This is a genomic window from Brevundimonas sp., from assembly GCF_013823285.1.
Classification (GTDB): domain Bacteria; phylum Pseudomonadota; class Alphaproteobacteria; order Caulobacterales; family Caulobacteraceae; genus Brevundimonas.
In genome coordinates this window covers 23,316-39,168 of the sequence record NZ_PNLV01000006.1, presented here as the reverse complement: position 1 = coordinate 39,168, position 15,853 = coordinate 23,316, and the positions used below count along the sequence as shown (strand labels likewise).

Here is a 15,853-nt window from a genome sequence, read left to right as displayed (position 1 = left end):
AGGGTCAGGATTTGCGGGCCAGGGCCTGATCGCGCAGGGCCTCGTTCATGGTCTCGCACGCCAGACGAAGGGTGCGGCGATGCTTCATGAACCAGCTCTCGCCGCGCATGCCGCCATAGATCTCGCCGTTGGTGACGATGCATCTGCCGCGCGTGATCTCGTCGATCAGCACATAGCGGGTCGAGGTGAACTGCCAGCCGCGCTTCTCAGCCCAGACCAGCTTGGAATAGGGAACCCAGTCGCCCAGCCGGGCCTGGACTCGACGCTCGCCCAGTCCTTCAATTCGCTCGACCAGGCTGAGCGGTGCGCCGAAGCCCAGCGCCCCTTCGGCCTCGACAAAGACGGGGTTCCAATGCGTCCAGCGCTCCAGATCCGCCAGCACCTCCCAGAGGGCGTCGGAGGTTGCGGGCACGCCGATCTTGTTCTCGACACGAAAATCCATGGGCGGGGTTTTACAGCATCATGCGGCGTGAGGAAGGCGTCACGACAGGTTCTGCTTGCCCTCGGGGCCCGGCTGGGAGGCTGGACCCTCCACGGGCCGGCGGCTGCGGCCGGACGGGGCGGCCTTCAGAGGCGTGCTGACGAAGCAAAGGATCAGGGCCGCGGCCAGCAGCAACGCATTGCCGATAAAGGGCCCCGCCTCGGCCAGTTCATAAAGGGCCACCCCGATGACAGGTGGCGCGAGAAAGCTGAGGCCCGCCAGCGACATGACAAGCCCGGCGATGGAGCCCTGCTCGTGGGGGCCCACGGCCAGGGACGACCCCGCGGTGAAGCCTGGCCGGGCGAAGCCGGCGCCCATGGACACCACCGCATAGCCCACCACCACCCCGAAGAAGCCAGGCGCGGCGATGCTCATGAGATTGCCGACAAGGGCCATGGCGGCGCCCCAGCGCATCAGCTCGCGCGGCTGCATCTTGAGCATGGGGATCAGCCCCCACTGGACCATCAGGGTGGCGGCGGCGCCGGAGAGCATGGCCACGCCGATGAAGGACTGGGCCTCGCGCCCCGGCAGGCCCATCTCGTCGATGACGTGAAAGCCCAGCACGGCGATGTTCACCGCCTGGGCGCCCGTGACCAGCAGGCCGTAGATCAGGAAGTCGCGCACGCGCGGATCCTTCCAGAGACCCTTGCCGGTCGGATCGCCGGGCCTGACCGGATGGCGGACCACGTCGCCGCTGGGCAGCCGCTTCCACAGCAGGACAAGCACCACCAGCCCCATGAAGGCGAAGGCGTACATGGGACCGGCCAGACCCACAAAGGGCAGCACGAAAAAGGGCGCCAGCGCCGGACCGATGACGGTGCCCAGCCCCTGGGCCGAGGCCAGCATGGACATGGCGCGGGTGCGGGCCCGGCGCGAGGTGCGGTCCGCCACATAGGCCTGGGCGGCGATGGGGGCGGCCGAGCCCAGCAGGCCGTACACCGCCCGCGCGACGGCCATCAGCACGAAAGCCACCGGCGCCGACAGCCAGTGGACCAGCCCGAGGGTGGCCGCGATCCCGAAGCCCAGCATGGAGATGATGAAGCCGGTCAGGCCGATCATCATCACCCGCTTGCGCCCCCATCGGTCCGACAGGCGCGCCCAGTAGGGCGAGGCCACGGTCCACAGCAGGGCCGACAGGGCGAAGGCGAAAGCCACCAGGGTGTCGGCCAGGCCGAACTCGCGCCCGATGGCGGGCAGCACCGACTGCAGCGCCATGTTGCCGGCGCCCGCGGTCAGGGTGACCGCGAACAACAGGCCGAAGGCTTCGGATTTCAGCTTCATGGGCGTCGCCCCTGCGGCCCTTGCGCCGCCCGCCCGCCCGCGCCCATGATCGCGGGGCTGAACAGGAGGGACGGGAATGCGCGGACGTAGCAGGTCATGGGCGGTCGGAATGCTGGCGGGGGCGGCGCTGGGCGCCCTTTCCCTCCCTGCCTACGCCCAGTCGCCGATCTCCGCCAGTGAGGTGCGCGCACTGGCCGACGCCATCCAGCCGCAGGTGGTGGAATGGCGCCGGCATCTGCACGCCAACCCGGAGCTGGGCTTCGCAGAGCACGACACGGCCGAGTATGTGGCCGAACACCTGCGCGGCCTGGGGTTTGAGGTGCGCACGGGCGTAGCGGCCACCGGGGTGATCGCCATCCTGCGCGGGGGCGCCGGAGACGGGCCGGTGGTGGCGCTGCGGGCGGACATGGACGCCCTGCCGGTGCGCGAGGCCACAAGCCTGCCGTTCGCCTCGACCGCCACGGGGGAATATCAGGGCGCGACCGTGCCGGTGGCCCACGCCTGCGGCCACGACGCGCACATGGCCATGCTGATGGGCGCGGCCCAGATCCTGGCCGGGATGAAGGACCAGCTGGCCGGAACCATCGTCTTCGTGTTCCAGCCCGCCGAGGAAGGGGCGCCTCCGGGCGAGCCCATGGGCGGCGCGGCGCGCATCCTGGCCGAGGGCGGACTGGATGATCCGCGGCCCCAGGCCATCTTCGGCCTGCATGTGACGCCCGGCGAGGCAGGGACCCTGCGCTACCGGCCGCGCGGCTTCATGGCGGCGTCGGACCGGGTCGACATCACCCTGACCGGGGTCCAGACCCATGGCGCCTGGCCCTGGCGCGGGGTGGACGTGATCGCCGCTTCGGCCGGGATCATCAACACCATCAACACCCTGACGGCGCGCACGGTGGACCCGACCACCACGCCGACGGTGTTCACCATCGCCACCATGAACGCGGGCGTGCGCTACAACATCATTCCCGACACCGCGGCCCTGAGCGGCACCCTGCGCACCTTCGACGTGGCCCAGCGTGACGATCTGGTGGAGCGCGCCACCGCCGCGGTGGAGCACGTGGCCCACGCCCACGGCGCCGAGGCGGAGATGACCGTGTTCCAGAATGCGGCCCTGGTGTTCAACGACCCGGACCTGTCGGCCTGGCTGGCGCCGGTGCTGGAGGAGGTGGTGGGGGCCGAGGCTCTGGACGCCGCCACCCCGCCAACCACCATCGCCGAGGATTTCTCATATTATCAGCAGCAGATTCCGGGCGTGTTCTATCACCTGGGGGCCACGCCAGAGGGCGTTGATCCGGACGACTCGCCGCCAAACCATTCGCCCCTGTTCGACGTCAACGAAGCGGTGCTGCCGATCGGGGTGACCACCCATGTGATGAGCGCGGTGCGGTTTCTGGAGCGGGACGGGAACTAGGCCGGCTTCCAATCCGGACGCCGCCGTCATAACGTCCCCGTGATCTCCGGGGACAGAATCGCATGGGTTTTCCGCATCGCAGGGCCGTCATCGGCGCCGGCCTCGCCGTTTCGGCGCTGGGCCTTTACGCGTGCGGGCGGGCCGAGGCGCCGGTGGACGAACAGGGTCGCGTGCGTCTGCGCTTCGCCACCGACTGGCGGGCCCAGGCCGAGCACGGCGGATTCTATCAGGCGCTGGCGTCGGGGGCCTACGGGGCGCGCAATCTGAACGTCCAGATCATCCAGGGCGGACCGGGCGTGAACGTGCCCCAGTTGCTGGCCTCCGGCGCGGTGGAGCTGGGCATGGGGTCCAACAGCTTCATTCCCATGAATCTGGTGGCCGAGGGCGCGCCGGTGAAGGCGGTGGCGGCCTATTTCCAGAAGGACCCGCAGGTGCTGATCGCGCACCCGGACCCGGCGCTGGAAGGCATCGCGGATCTGGCCGGGCGGCCGTTCCTGCTGGCCACCGCGTCGCGGGACGCCTTCTGGGTGTGGCTGCGGGCCCGGTACGGTTTCACCGATGATCAGGTGCGCACCTACACCTTCAATCCGGCCCCGTTCCTGGCCGACGAGCGGGCGGTGCAGCAGGGTTATCTGACCAGTGAGCCTTACACGATTGAGCAGGTCGGCGGATTCGAGCCGCGGGTGTTCCTGCTGGCGGACGAGGGCTATCCCTCCTACGCCTGCATGGTGCTGGCGCCCAACGCCTTCGCCCGGGACAATGACGAGGCCCTGCGGGCCTTCATCGCCGCCTCGGCCGAGGGCTGGCACGACTATCTGAACGGCGACCCGGCCGAAGCCGACGCCCTGATCATGGCCGACAATCCGGAAATGACCGCCGAGATCCTGGCCCAGGCCCGCGAGGCCCTGAGGGAGAACCAGATCGTTCAGGGCGGCGACGCGGCCATCATGGGCATCGGCGCCATGACCGAGGACCGCTGGCGCGACTTCTTCGCCGTGACGTCGGAGGCGGGGGTCTACCCCCAGGCCCTGGACTGGCGCGAGGCGTTCACCCTGGAGTACCTGCCGGGGCGGGGCTAGCGCGTCGCGCCGGGCTTCCAGAGCACGTCATCAGCCCCATTGGCATTGGCGCGGCGGCTGGCGACGAACAGCAGGTCCGACAGGCGGTTCAGATAGATCACCGCCTCGGGTGTGACGGTCTGGCCGGACTCGACCAGGCGCACGGCCTCGCGCTCGGCGCGGCGGCAGACCGTGCGGGCCATGTGCAGATGGGCCGACAGGGGCGAGCCGCCCGGCAGGATGAAGCTGTCCAGCGGTTTCAGGGCGTCATTGATCTCGTCGATCTCGCATTCCAGCCGCTCCACCTGGGACGCCACGATGCGCAGGGCCTCCCACTTGGGCGGCGGGTCGTGGGGGGTGGCCAGGTCGGCGCCCAGATCGAACAGCTCGTTCTGGATGCGGGCCAGCTTGGCGTCGATGCGGTCATGCTGGGCGGTGTGCTGGCGGCACAGGCCGATGACCGCGTTCAGCTCGTCCACCGCGCCGTAGGCCTCGACCCGCAGGTCCGACTTGGAGACCGGCTCACCGTTGGCCAGCCGGGTGGCGCCGTCGTCGCCGGTCTTTGTGTAGATCTTGTTCAGCACGACCATGCAGGTCAGCCTCCGTTCTGGGTTTTCCACCACATGCCCGCCACCAGCAGGATGATGGCCACAGCCTGAAGCGCCACGCGCAGGCGCATCAGCTTGTTGGAATGGGACCGGGCGAAGTCGCCGCCGCGATAGAGCGAATAGATGCCCATGAGCAGGGTCACGGCGACCGCGCCGATGGCCAGCAGGATCAGGATGTCGAACAGGTTTTCCATGACCCGGTTCTACGCTCCGTCGCGAGGGGGCGCTAGCGACGCGACGACGCGGACGACTGACGCACCGCCTCGAACTCGTCGCCCTCGGTCCATTCGGGCCAGACGTCCGAGTTGGCCAGCTCGGCCCCCACATCGAACAGCAACTGAACATTGGCGGCGGCGGCGCCCATGGTCCAGGTCTCGTCCCACTCGTCGGACGGCTGGTGATAGCGGTTCTGCACATAATCGCGACTGGCCTCGTTGTGGCCGGTGAAGTCCGCGGCCGCGAACAGGGCGGGCACGCCCCGGCGCGCCAGCGGGAAGTGGTCAGAGCGGTAGAAGGCGCCGGCGTGGGGCGCCGGGTCGGGAATCACCGTGCGGCCCGCCGCCCGGACGTGGCGTTCGAGAATGGCGTCCAGCTGGCTCTTGCCCGGGCCGATGATGACCACCTGCGGGTCGATGGCGTCGCCGGGCAGGAAGGAGTCCATGTTGATGTTGGCCACCGTCGTCTCCAGCGGCGACAGCGGATTGACCGCATAATACTCGGCGCCCAGCAGGCCAGGCTCCTCCGCCGCCCAGGCCATGAAGACCACCGAGCGTTCCGGCGGCGGGCCTTCCGCGAACAGGCGCGCCAGTTCCAGCAGACCGGCCAGGCCGGTCGCATTGTCCACCGCGCCGTTATAGATGTCGTCACCATCCGCATCGGGTGTGGCGCGGCCAAAGGCGTCCCAGTGAGCGCCGTAGATGACCGTCTCATCCGGGCGCGCGGCGCCGTTCACGCGGGCCACCACGTTCCGGGTCTCGATGCGGTCCACGGTCTGGCGGAAGTCCACGGACAGGGTGACGCCGTCCAGCTCCACCGGCTGGAAGCCGCGCTGCTGGGCTGCGGCCTTGAGCATGTCGAAATCCAGACCGGCCTGCTCCAGCAGGGCCTCGGCCTGTTCGCGCTGGATCCAGCCCTGGAATGGGGCGCGGTCGGCGTTGGGGTCCTCGCGCACGATGTCCAGCTTGGGCGCGGGGGCGGAGTTCTGCAGCACGCTCCAGCCGTAGCCGGCGCCGGAGTCCTCGTGGATCACCAGAACCCCGGCCGCGCCCTGACGCGCCGCCTCCTGGAACTTGTAGACCCAGCGGCCGTAGAAGGTCATGGCGTTCCCGTCGAACAGGCCCGCCGTGGGGTGGTCCTCGGGAACCTCGAAGTCCGGGTCGTTGACCAGAACCACCATGATCTTGCCGGTCAGGTCGACGCCCTTGAAGTCGTCCCAGTCGCGCTCTGGCGCGCTGACACCGTAGCCGACGAAGACCAGCGGGGCGTCAATGACGGTGATGCGGGTCTCCGGCCGGTCGCTGCTGACCAGAATGTCCGGGCCGCGCTCAAGGGTCCGGGTCCAGCCGTCGGCGGAGGCGGTGATGGTGGCGGGGCCGTCCTGGGCCGTGCGGCTGAGGGGGACGGTCTGGATCCACTGGCCGCCCGGGCCGCCGGGCTGCAGGCCCAGGGCCTGGAACTGCGTCACCAGATAGTCGACCGTGGGCTGTTCGCCGGGTCCGGCGGGGCCGCGGCCCTCGAATTCGTCCGAGGCCAGGACGCGGACGTAGTCGTTCATGCGATCCGCATCGACGGCGATCCCGGGGCCGTCCGACGGCTGGGCGCAGGCGGTCAGAACAGCGGCGGACAGCACGGGGACAAGGGCGCGGCGCAGGGACATAATGTTCTCCGGTCCGGTCAGTGATCAAACCCAAGGCTGCCCGCCGGGAGGAGCGGAGTCGACCCCGACGCCAGAATTCAGCCCAGCCAGTCGGCGGCCCCGCGACCCGCGGTCGCGCCCGTGGCGAAGCAGGCCTGCAGCAGATAGCCGCCGGTGGGGGCCTCCCAGTCCAGCATCTCGCCCGCCACGAACACCCCGGGCAGGGCGTTCAGCATCAGGCCCTCGTCCACCGCGTCCCAGGCGACGCCGCCCGCGCTGGAGATGGCGCGGTCCAGCCCCTGCACGCCGGTGAGCGTCAGGGGCGCGGCCTTGATGCGGGCGGCGAGAGCGGCCGGGGCTTCCGCCGGGTTGGGGAGGATACGCTCGCCGGTTTCGCGCAGCAGGCCGATAGCGACGGGCGACAGGCCGGCGACCTTTCTCAGGTGGTTGGACAGGGACTGTGAGCCGCGCGGGCGGGCCAGCCGGTCGGTCAGGGCCGCGAGGGTCAGGTCCGGCTTCAGGTCGAGGGTCAGGACGGCGGCGCCGTCGCGCTGGATGGCGTCGCGCAGGGGGGCGGACAGGGCGTAGATCGCCCCGCCCTCCAGCCCGTAGGCGGCGATCATGGCCTCGCCCCGCACGGTGCGACCGTCGAGGGCGTAGGCGGCGCCCTTGAGCGGCTGGCCCGCGAACCGCTCGACGAAGGTCGGGCTCCAGTCGGCCAGGAAGCCGCTGTTGGCGGGGCGGAACGGGGCCACGGGGACGCCGCGCGCGGTCAGCCATCCGGCCCAGTCGCCGGTGGACCCCAGACGCGGCCAGCTGGCCCCGCCCAGGGCGAGCACCACGGCGGCGGGGGCCTCGGCGCGTTCGCCCTCAGGCCCGGCGATGATCAGGCGGCCCCGGTCGTCCCAGCCGCGCCAGTCCTGCCGGGTGCGGATCTCGACGCCCTGTTCCGCCAGCCGCGCCAGCCAGGCGCGCAGCAGGGGCGAGGCCTTCATGGCGCGGGGGAAGACGCGGCCGCTGGTTCCGGTGAAGACGGGCTGGCCCAGCGCCTCGGCCCAGGCGGTCAGGGCGGCGGAGGGAAAGGCGTCGATGCAGGGCTGGAGCCGGGCGCGCGCGGCGCCGTAGCGGCCCATGAACAGCGCGATCGGTTCAGAGTGGGTCAGGTTCAGCCCGCCCCGCCCGGCCATCAGGAATTTGCGCGCCGCCGACGGCATGCGCTCCAGCACCGTGACCCGGTGGCCCGCGGAGGCCAGGGTCCCGGCGGCCATGAGGCCGGCAGGTCCGGCGCCGATGACGGTGACACGCGCCATGATCAGAAAGGGAAGACCAGCGGGATGACCAGACCGCCGACCACCCAGGTGATCAGGTTCATGGGCAGGCCCACGCGCACGAAGTCCATGTAGCTGTAGCGGCCGATCTGGAACACCAGCACATTGGTCTGGTAGCCGAACGGCGTGGCGAAGGCGGCGCTGGCGGCCATCATGACGGCCACGATGAAGGGCCGGGCGTCCACCCCGAGACTGTCGGCCAGAGCCACCGCCAGCGGCGTCAGCAGCACCGCCACGGCGGCGTTCGACAGCACCTCGGTGCACAGCAGGACGAAGCCGTAGAGCAGGAACAGGGCGCCCCACGGGCCCAGCGGCTGGATCAAGCCGATCAGGCCGCCGGTGACGGTGGAGGCCAGTCCCGTGACCTCGAAGGACAGACCCACCACGACCATGCCCGCGATCAGCAGAAGCACCTCGGGCCGCAGGCCGCGGTAGGCCTCGTCGGCGTTGATGGTGCCCAGCAGGACCAGCAGCACGGCCCCGGCGAAGGCGGCGGCGGCGATGGGCGCCCAGCCCATGGCGGCGACGATCACCACGCCGATGAAGACGCCCGCGGACACCATGGCGCGGGGCAGGTCCAGCGGCCTGTGGGCGGCGAACAGTTCGGAGTCGCCCACGTAGCCGACGCCGGAGTCCGCCTGATCCTGATCGGCATCATTGCTGTCGTCGCCCGCATGTTTGGCCAGGGTCCGGCCGCCCAGCAGGAACAGGTAGGCCGCTCCCGCCGCGCCGATCACCAGGGCCACCGGGGTTATCTCGAAGATGCCGAAGCCGGGCTGGCCGGCGTTTCGGGCCATGTCGTTGACCAGCAGATTGGTGGAGGTGCCAATCAGGGTGCAGGCCCCACCCATGATGGTCAGGTAGGACAGGGGAATCAGATAGCGTTTGGGCGAGTGCCCCAGGGACTCGGCCATGTCGCGCACCACCGGCGCGGCCAGCACCACGATGGGGGTGTTGTTGAGAAAGGCCGAGCCCGCGCCGCACAGGATCATGGCCAGCCACAGCCCCAGGGCCCCGATGCGCCGGCACAGAATGACGCCCCGCTGGATGACCCAGTCCAGAAGGCCAGACAGCTCAATGGCGTAGGCGATGACGAACAGGGAGGCCAGGGTGATGATCGCCGGGCTGGCGAAGGCGCCCTGGACCTCCACCGGCCGGAGCACGCCGGTGGCCAGCAGCGCAGCGGCGCCGGTCAGGGCGACCACATCCGCGCGCACCTTGCCATGGATCAGGGCGGCCACCACGGCCGCCAGAATCACCAGGGCGAGCAGTTGTTCGAAGGTCATGGGATCAGGACACAGACCCGGAGCCCGACGTCAACACTCCGTTCCGTGATCACACTGTCGCAACGCAAAGTCTGTGCTAGGGTTCGGCCATGTCGAGCTCGCCATCCAATCCGAACCGCCTGCGGCTGATCCTGGCGGCGGTCGTGTTCGTGATGATTCTGGGCGCGGTGGGCGTGATGCTGCTGCGCGCCAATCAGACGGTCGAGACGCCGGAGCCGACGCAGGATCCCGAGACGGTGGAGCCGGTCCAGACCCCGACCATCCCGCTGCCGCCGCCCGCGCTGACCCGGGCCCAGCTGCTGGACATGGCGGAGGCCGCGGCGTCCGCCTACGCCGCCGGCGAGCCGGTTCCGGAAGGCCAGGCCGCCCTGGTCGGACGGAATTTCCGGGTCCGCATTCCTTTCGGCTGCTTCGGGCCGCGGGAAGCGGGATCCGACGCCTGGGCCTGGTGGGAGTACGCCGACGACGGCGCCACCATCCGCCTGTCGGCCCGGCCCGAGAACTGGACCGAGACGGGGTTTGTGGCCCAGTTGGGCGGCGGGCCCTATGACGCGGTCCAAGGCTTCTGGATCCCGCGGCCGTGGATGGCCAGCGACGCCTGCCCGCCGATCCGGGTCGACCCGCTGGGCGGCGCCCCCGCCGCCTCGCCGCAGACCGTGGGCCTGGCCGCCTTCTTCGGCGCCGACAGCTCGCGTGTGGACCAGCGGGGCGGGCGACCCTGGCAGGCCGCCGTCCGCGCCGCCGAAGGCGAGACCCTGGAGCGGCCCACGGGCTTCCACCTGATCGTCGAGGGACGCCTGGGCGCCTTCGCCGACGGGCGCCCCGTCCGGTGCCAGAGCGCGGGACCGGACCAGCGGCCCCTGTGCGTCATTCGGATCCGCCGGGACTATGTGGCCTTCGCCCCCATCGGGTCGGACGAGATCATCCAGGAGTGGCGCAGCTGACGGCGGAACCTGTCCGCAGACTGTTCCTTTCCCTGACATGACATTGAACCATCGCCACCGGGCGCGGCCATGAGCGTCGCCTTCACCCGCGAGGAGGATCTGGAGGCCACAGCCGCCGATCTTCCCGATCGCCCCGTCTCGACCCACCCCAATCTGGTCACGCCTGAAGGCCTGGCCATGATCGACGCCGAACTGGCCTCGGCCCGCACCGCCTACGCCGCCGCCCAGGCCAGGGGCGACATCGAGGCGGACCGCACCGCCATGGCCCGGGCCACCCGCGATCTGCGCTACTGGTCCGCCCGCCGCGGCAATGCGCAGCTGGTGGAGACGACGGCGGACGGCGCCGTGCGTTTCGGCGGCTCGGTGGCCATCGAGCGCGAGGACGGGCGGGTGCAGACTTGGCGCATCGTCGGCGAGGATGAGGCCGATCCGGCGAAGGGGTCGGTGTCGCACGTCTCGCCCCTGGCCCGCGCCCTGATGGGCAAGCGTGTGGGAGACGTCGCGGTGGTGGCCGGCCAGGACGTTGAAATCACTGCGGTTGACCAGGACCGGCCCGGGTAGGGCTTTCAGACTCCGGGGCTAAAAAAGGGTCTGAATCGTCTGAATAGTCTGAAATCACCTCCGGTGGTGCAGCGATTTCCGACTCTACAGCATCTGAAGGGGAGGGGGTGCAGACAGGGGATGGTCCGACCGCGCAATCACACTTAACCCGCTGGCGGGCGGGCGGGCGGGCGGGCGGGCGGCCTGCGCCAGCCGGATTTCGCCGTCGTCGTCTGGTGTCAGAAAGCCTCCCATTCCGACAAGGCGGCGGCCGCGCCGCCCACGGTCGCCAGGCGGGGTTTGGCGTCGGCTGGAGCCGACGGCGATGATCGGCCCTTGAGGGGCTGGATCTGCGAACTGCGGCCTTGCGTCGAGCCCGGGGTTGGATCCCGGCCCACGGAGTCCACGCTGACCTGGAAGTGCCCGACCAGTTGCGCCATTTCGGATGCGTCGCGGCTGAGAGAAACGCTGGCGGCGGTGGACTCCTCGACCATGGCGGCGTTCTGCTGGGTGACCTGGTCCATGGCGTTGATCGCGCTGTTGACCTCCCCCAGCCCGACCGCCTGTTCCTGGGTGGAGGCCCGGATCTCGGTCATGAGGGTGGTCACCGTATGAACGCCATCCGCGATGCCCGTCAGGGCCTCGCCCGTCTGCCGCACAAGGCCCACGCCGTTCTTGACCTGGGCGCCGCTGGTGGAGATCAGCGCCTTGATCTGGCGAGCCGATTCCGCCGACCGCTGGGCCAGGGCGCGCACTTCTGAGGCGACGACGGCGAAGCCCCTGCCCGCATCACCGGCGCGGGCCGCCTCGACGCCGGCGTTGAGCGCCAGCAGATTGGTCTGGAAGGCGATTTCGTCGATCACCCCAAGGATTTCGCCGATCTGATCCGAGGATTGTTCGATCTCCACCATGGCCTCGATGGCGCGCCGGACGACCTCGCCGCCAGTCTCTGCCTGGGCGCGGGTGGCGCCGACAACGGTGTCGGTGGCCCTGGCGTTCTCCGCGGTCTTCTGCACCGTTGCCGTGATCTGGTCGAGAGCCGCAGCCGTCTCTTCCAGGGCCGCCGCCTGACGTTCTGTACGGCTCGACAGATCCTCGGCGGCGCTGCTGATTTCGTTGGCGCCCGACTGGATGGTCCCGGCGTTGCTGCGGATAATCCCGAGCGCCTCATCCAGGGCCGTCATGGCCTGGTTGAAGTCGTCGCGAAGGCCGGCGTAGTCGCCGGGGAAGGTCTCGACGATGCGATAGGACAGGTCGCCGTCGGCCATGGCGGACAGGCCGCGGCCCAGCCCCGCCACCACGGCTGCCTGTGTTTCGGCCGCCTCGCGGTCCGCCTGCTCGCGCCGCTCGCGCTCGTCCTCGATGGCTGTGACGTCGGTGGCGAACTTGACCACCTTGTAGGGCGCGCCGTCCGCATCCAGCATCGGGTTGTAGGAAGCCTCGATCACCACCCGGCGTCCGTTCTTGCCGTAGCGAACGAACTTGTCGACAAAGAACTCCCCCGCGTTCAGCCGGCGCCAGAAGTCGGCGTAGGCGGGCGAGGCCACCTCCAACGGGTCCACGAACATGCTGTGGTGGCGGCCCTGAATATCAGCAAGCGCGTAGCCGACGACAGAAAGGAAGTTGGCGTTGGCGTCACGGATCGTTCCATCGAGGTCGAACTCGATCACCCCCTGGGAGCGATGAAACGCCGCGACCAGACTTGTCATCTCCGCCGTGGCGGCGAGATCGGCAGTATGGTTACTTGGCCGAAACCTGAACATGGTTCATCTCCGCGCGGGCGTGAATATGAGCGCCCACGGCGAAGCTGACCGGAAAACATTAACACTGATTATATCAAGTACGACTTAAAGTAATTCAGTATGAGTAGATTTTGCACAGCGGCGGCGGCATGAACGCCCAGTCAGGGCGTCCGAACGGCGCTCCGGATTTCACCGAACTTCATGTGGACCAGCAGCTCTGTCTGGCCCTGCAGACCAGCAGCAGCCTCATCACCCGTCTCTACAGACGGCTGCTGACGCCGCTGGGCCTCACCCATCCGCAGTATCTGGTGCTCATCGCCCTGTGGGAGTTCGAGCGCCCGGCGACCATGGGAGAGCTGGGTGAGCGCCTCTCCATGGACACGGGCTCGCTGACGCCGCTCGTGAAACGGATGGAAACGGCGGGCCTGCTGTCGCGGGAACGGGATAAGCAGGACGAGCGACGGGTGTGGGTGGCCCCCACCGCCAGGGCTACCGCCCTGCGCGACGAGCTTCTGACCGTCCGCCGGGAGGTGGTCCGCCAGCTGCCGATCACGGCTCAGCAGATCGCCGAACTCCGCCGCATGCTCCAGGACATGAACGACGCGATCAGCCGCGCCGACCAGACAGACTAGCGGAAGGCGATCAACGGCCCCCGGGGCACCACGCCGGAGGGATTAATCTGGCGGTGGCTCTCGTAGTAGTGCCGCTTGATGTGCTCCACATTGATCGTTCCGGCGACCCCCGGAAGGTCGTGGAAGGCGCGCACGTAGCGCCACAGGGCCGGATAGTCGACGATGCGGCGCAGGTTGCATTTGAAGTGGCCGTGATAGACCAGATCGAAGCGCACAAGGGTGGTGAACAGGCGGATGTCGGCTTCGGTCAGGCGGTCGCCGGTCAGCCATCTTGACCCCGTCAGCCGCTCTTCGAGCCAGTCCAGCGTATCGAACAGCGGACCGATCGCCTCGTCGTAGGCGTCCTGATTGGCGGCGAACCCGGCGCGATAGACGCCGTTGTTGAGCGTCGGATAGATGCGGTCGTTCAGGGCATCAATTTCGGGCCGCAGGTCCTCAGGGTAGTAGTCGCCCGCCGCCGCGCCGACGTCGTTGAAGGCGGTGTTGAACATGCGGATGATGTCGGCGGACTCATTGGAGACAATGGTCTTTCGGGTCCTGTCCCACAGCACAGGGACGGTGACCTTGCCGGTGTAGCCGGGGTCGGCCGCCGTATAGACCTGATGCAGATAGTCGGCGCCGCGAAGCGGATCGCCGGTCACGCCGGGACCCGGAGAGAAGGTCCAGCCCTTGTCCCGCATCAGCCAGTGGACCGTGGAGACGTCGATCATCGCCTCCAGACCCTTGAACGCCCGCATGATCAGGGTGCGGTGCGCCCAGGGACAGGCCAGGCTGACATACAGGTGGTACCGACCCGCCTCGGCCTTGAAGCCGCCTTCTCCGGAGGGGCCCGGTTCGCCGTCAGCGGTCACCCAGTTGCGGAACTGGCTCTCCTTGCGCTTGAAGCGCCCGTCCGTTTCGTCGGCGAAGGCGTCGTCTGCGCGCCATTTTCCATCGACCAGCTGGCCCATGTCGGTCTCCGTCTGTTGGGGTGTAGGAGCCAACGACTCAGGTCGCCTCCGGTTCGCTCGCTTCGACGCTCACGTCGGCTCGCCGCGGAGGCGGCCGGCCTGCCGCACCGACGCAGCGACCGCCCATCCTCCCGGGCGATGACCACCTAGCCCTTGTCGCTCCACACGGTCTTGTAGAGGTCGAAGCGGCGGTCGCGCAGGTTGCGGACCGTGCCCTGGGCCTTGGCCCAGGCCAGGTCGGACAGGTCCAGATCGGCCACGGTCACCGTCTCCACATTCTCGGTCGCCTCAGCGGCGATGCCGTCGCGGGCGAAGGGGAAGTCGCACGGGGTCAGGATGCAGGACTGGGCGTACTGGATGTCCATGTTCTCGACATTGGGCAGATTGCCCACATTGCCCGACAGGATGACGTAGCACTGGTTCTCGATGGCCCGGGCCTGCGAGCAGTAGCGGACCCGCAGATAGCCCTGACGGTTGTCGGTGCAGAACGGCACGAACAGCAGGCGCGCGCCCTCGTCCACCAGCCGCCGCGCCAGTTCGGGGAACTCTGAGTCATAGCAGATCAGCACCCCGATCGGCCCGCAGTCGGTGGGGATGGCGTGGACCATGTCGCCGCCCTTGATGTTCCACCAGTGCCGCTCGTTGGGGGTGGGGTGGATCTTCTCCTGCTCGTGCACCGAGCCGTCGCGCAGGAAGACATACGCAACATTCTGGATTTCGCCGTCGTCGGTTCGGGTGGGGTGCGAGCCGCCGATGATGTTGATGTTGTAGCTGATGGCCAGCTTCGACATCTCCTCCACGAACCGCGGCGTGTACCGGGTCAGGGCCTCAATGGACTCGGCCGGGTTCAGCTTCTTCTCCTCCAGGGCCAGCAGCTGGAGGGTGAACAGCTCGGGGAACACCACGAAGTCGGAGCGATAGTCCGCCGTCACGTCGACGAAGTATTCGACGTTGTGCATGAAGTCCTCGAAGGAGGTCACGCGCCGGGCCTGGAACTGCACCGTGGCCACGCGCACGTTTTCCTTGGAGGCGAACACCGCGCCCTTGGTGCCCCGCTCCTCGGGGTAATAGGGATTGCGCCAGATCATGTGGGTGGCGTGGCCCATGGACTGCCGGTCGGCGGGCAGATAGTCCTTCAGCACCCCGATGGCCTCGAAGCCGGCGCGCAGGTGGAAGGCGACCACCGGGTCCTTGGCCTTTCGCGCCGTGACCGCGTCCAGATACTCCTCGGGCGAGGGATAGGTCTTCTTCTTGCGGTCCAGCCCCGGCATGCGGCCGCCGAAGACGATGCCCTTGAGCTCCAGATGTTCGCAAAGCTCGCGGCGGGCGTCGTAGAGGCGCTGGCCGATGCGCAGGCGGCGGGCGTCCGGATCGACGCACACCTCCATGCCGTACAGCCACTCGCCGTTGGGGTCATGGCGCGAGGCGTAGCCGCCGCCGGTGATCTCGTCCCAGGTGTGGGGGCCCATGGCGGTCTTCTCGTCGATCCGGAAGCCGGCGGCGTAGCCCACCAGGTCGCCCTCGTATTCGACGATGAACTGGCCCTCCCGGAACGCGGCCACCTGGCCCTGCAGCATGCCCCGGGTGTAGCCGCTGTTGCCGTAGACGCGCTGGACCAGGTCGTAGATGCGCGGCACGTCCTTCAGCGTCGGATTGCGGATTTCGATGAGGGCGGTGCGAGCGGTCTTGGTCATGAGACTCCAGATGGGCGGCGTTGCAGGGTGGTCAGCTTAACCG

General features: G+C 69.0%; 15 protein-coding genes. 5 read left to right on the top strand and 10 right to left on the bottom strand.

Annotation, left to right across the window (positions count from 1 at the left end; genetic code table 11):
* Nucleotides 1–4: 4 nt before the first annotated feature.
* Nucleotides 5–442: an SRPBCC domain-containing protein gene (locus tag C0461_RS02050; protein WP_292103486.1), complete on the bottom strand. Its 438-nt coding sequence runs from the start codon at nucleotides 440–442 to the stop codon at nucleotides 5–7.
* 39 nt (nucleotides 443–481) lie between these two features.
* The gene (locus C0461_RS02045; RefSeq protein ID WP_292103485.1) at nucleotides 482–1,762 is read right to left on the bottom strand and encodes an MFS transporter; all 1,281 of its coding nucleotides are present in this window, start codon (nucleotides 1,760–1,762) and stop codon (nucleotides 482–484) included.
* Between the two features lie 76 nt (nucleotides 1,763–1,838).
* Here C0461_RS02045 and C0461_RS02040 point away from each other — a divergent pair, with 76 nt between their 5' ends.
* Entirely contained in the window at nucleotides 1,839–3,173 is a 1,335-nt protein-coding gene (locus C0461_RS02040) for an amidohydrolase (protein ID WP_292103483.1), read from the top strand.
* A 62-nt stretch (nucleotides 3,174–3,235) separates the two neighbouring features.
* Nucleotides 3,236–4,252 carry an ABC transporter substrate-binding protein gene (locus C0461_RS02035; protein WP_292103482.1) on the top strand — a complete coding sequence of 339 codons (1,017 nt, stop codon included), beginning with the start codon at nucleotides 3,236–3,238 and terminating at the stop codon, nucleotides 4,250–4,252.
* Here C0461_RS02035 and C0461_RS02030 read toward each other — a convergent pair.
* The 5 genes from C0461_RS02030 to C0461_RS02010 all read right to left on the bottom strand — a co-directional run bounded on the left by C0461_RS02030 (nucleotide 4,249) and on the right by C0461_RS02010 (nucleotide 9,308).
* Entirely contained in the window at nucleotides 4,249–4,821 is a 573-nt protein-coding gene (locus tag C0461_RS02030; protein ID WP_292103480.1) for a cob(I)yrinic acid a,c-diamide adenosyltransferase, read from the bottom strand. The two genes, C0461_RS02035 and C0461_RS02030, sit on opposite strands and share 4 nt — an antisense overlap.
* 5 nt (nucleotides 4,822–4,826) lie before the next feature.
* Nucleotides 4,827–5,033, bottom strand: coding sequence for a twin transmembrane helix small protein (locus C0461_RS02025; protein ID WP_292103479.1), 207 nt, complete (start codon nucleotides 5,031–5,033; stop codon nucleotides 4,827–4,829).
* Between the two features lie 32 nt (nucleotides 5,034–5,065).
* Nucleotides 5,066–6,715 carry a M28 family metallopeptidase gene (locus tag C0461_RS02020; RefSeq protein ID WP_292103477.1) on the bottom strand — a complete coding sequence of 550 codons (1,650 nt, stop codon included), beginning with the start codon at nucleotides 6,713–6,715 and terminating at the stop codon, nucleotides 5,066–5,068.
* 77 nt (nucleotides 6,716–6,792) lie between these two features.
* Entirely contained in the window at nucleotides 6,793–8,004 is a 1,212-nt protein-coding gene (locus C0461_RS02015) for a TIGR03862 family flavoprotein (RefSeq protein ID WP_292103475.1), read from the bottom strand.
* Between the two features lie 2 nt (nucleotides 8,005–8,006).
* The gene (locus tag C0461_RS02010; RefSeq protein WP_292103473.1) at nucleotides 8,007–9,308 is read right to left on the bottom strand and encodes an SLC13 family permease; all 1,302 of its coding nucleotides are present in this window, start codon (nucleotides 9,306–9,308) and stop codon (nucleotides 8,007–8,009) included.
* 89 nt (nucleotides 9,309–9,397) lie between these two features.
* Here C0461_RS02010 and C0461_RS02005 point away from each other — a divergent pair, with 89 nt between their 5' ends.
* Nucleotides 9,398–10,252: a hypothetical protein gene (locus tag C0461_RS02005; RefSeq protein ID WP_292103472.1), complete on the top strand. Its 855-nt coding sequence runs from the start codon at nucleotides 9,398–9,400 to the stop codon at nucleotides 10,250–10,252.
* Between the two features lie 69 nt (nucleotides 10,253–10,321).
* On the top strand, nucleotides 10,322–10,813 hold the full coding sequence (greA, locus tag C0461_RS02000; RefSeq protein WP_292103471.1) for a transcription elongation factor GreA: 492 nt from the start codon (nucleotides 10,322–10,324) through the stop codon (nucleotides 10,811–10,813).
* A 218-nt stretch (nucleotides 10,814–11,031) separates the two neighbouring features.
* Here the strand turns inward: greA and C0461_RS01995 are convergent, their stop codons facing one another.
* Nucleotides 11,032–12,501: a methyl-accepting chemotaxis protein gene (locus C0461_RS01995; RefSeq protein ID WP_292103470.1), complete on the bottom strand. Its 1,470-nt coding sequence runs from the start codon at nucleotides 12,499–12,501 to the stop codon at nucleotides 11,032–11,034.
* A 182-nt stretch (nucleotides 12,502–12,683) separates the two neighbouring features.
* Between C0461_RS01995 and C0461_RS01990 the strand changes: the two genes are divergently transcribed.
* Entirely contained in the window at nucleotides 12,684–13,166 is a 483-nt protein-coding gene (locus tag C0461_RS01990; protein WP_292103468.1) for a MarR family transcriptional regulator, read from the top strand.
* Here the strand turns inward: C0461_RS01990 and C0461_RS01985 are convergent.
* Nucleotides 13,163–14,116, bottom strand: a complete 954-nt coding sequence (locus tag C0461_RS01985) for a glutathione S-transferase family protein (RefSeq protein WP_292103467.1) — start codon at nucleotides 14,114–14,116, stop codon at nucleotides 13,163–13,165. The two genes, C0461_RS01990 and C0461_RS01985, sit on opposite strands and share 4 nt — an antisense overlap.
* Nucleotides 14,117–14,262: 146 nt before the next feature.
* Nucleotides 14,263–15,810 carry a bifunctional GNAT family N-acetyltransferase/carbon-nitrogen hydrolase family protein gene (locus C0461_RS01980; RefSeq protein WP_292103466.1) on the bottom strand — a complete coding sequence of 516 codons (1,548 nt, stop codon included), beginning with the start codon at nucleotides 15,808–15,810 and terminating at the stop codon, nucleotides 14,263–14,265.
* Between the last annotated feature and the right edge of the window lie 43 nt (nucleotides 15,811–15,853).

Excerpts from the sequence above, each read along its gene's own strand:
- C0461_RS02030 (WP_292103480.1), bottom strand. The coding sequence starts at position 4,821 with ATGGTCGTGCTGAACAAGATCTACACAAAGACCGGCGACGACGGCGCC.
- C0461_RS02035 (WP_292103482.1), top strand. The coding sequence starts at position 3,236 with ATGGGTTTTCCGCATCGCAGGGCCGTCATCGGCGCCGGCCTCGCCGTT.
- C0461_RS01985 (WP_292103467.1), bottom strand. The coding sequence starts at position 14,116 with ATGGGCCAGCTGGTCGATGGAAAATGGCGCGCAGACGACGCCTTCGCC.
- C0461_RS02020 (WP_292103477.1), bottom strand. The coding sequence starts at position 6,715 with ATGTCCCTGCGCCGCGCCCTTGTCCCCGTGCTGTCCGCCGCTGTTCTG.
- C0461_RS01990 (WP_292103468.1), top strand. The coding sequence starts at position 12,684 with ATGAACGCCCAGTCAGGGCGTCCGAACGGCGCTCCGGATTTCACCGAA.
- C0461_RS01995 (WP_292103470.1), bottom strand. The coding sequence starts at position 12,501 with ATGACAAGTCTGGTCGCGGCGTTTCATCGCTCCCAGGGGGTGATCGAG.
- C0461_RS02045 (WP_292103485.1), bottom strand. The coding sequence starts at position 1,762 with ATGAAGCTGAAATCCGAAGCCTTCGGCCTGTTGTTCGCGGTCACCCTG.
- C0461_RS02040 (WP_292103483.1), top strand. The coding sequence starts at position 1,839 with ATGCGCGGACGTAGCAGGTCATGGGCGGTCGGAATGCTGGCGGGGGCG.
- C0461_RS02025 (WP_292103479.1), bottom strand. The coding sequence starts at position 5,033 with ATGGAAAACCTGTTCGACATCCTGATCCTGCTGGCCATCGGCGCGGTC.
- C0461_RS02015 (WP_292103475.1), bottom strand. The coding sequence starts at position 8,004 with ATGGCGCGTGTCACCGTCATCGGCGCCGGACCTGCCGGCCTCATGGCC.
- C0461_RS02050 (WP_292103486.1), bottom strand. The coding sequence starts at position 442 with ATGGATTTTCGTGTCGAGAACAAGATCGGCGTGCCCGCAACCTCCGAC.
- C0461_RS02010 (WP_292103473.1), bottom strand. The coding sequence starts at position 9,308 with ATGACCTTCGAACAACTGCTCGCCCTGGTGATTCTGGCGGCCGTGGTG.
- C0461_RS02005 (WP_292103472.1), top strand. The coding sequence starts at position 9,398 with ATGTCGAGCTCGCCATCCAATCCGAACCGCCTGCGGCTGATCCTGGCG.
- greA (WP_292103471.1), top strand. The coding sequence starts at position 10,322 with ATGAGCGTCGCCTTCACCCGCGAGGAGGATCTGGAGGCCACAGCCGCC.
- C0461_RS01980 (WP_292103466.1), bottom strand. The coding sequence starts at position 15,810 with ATGACCAAGACCGCTCGCACCGCCCTCATCGAAATCCGCAATCCGACG.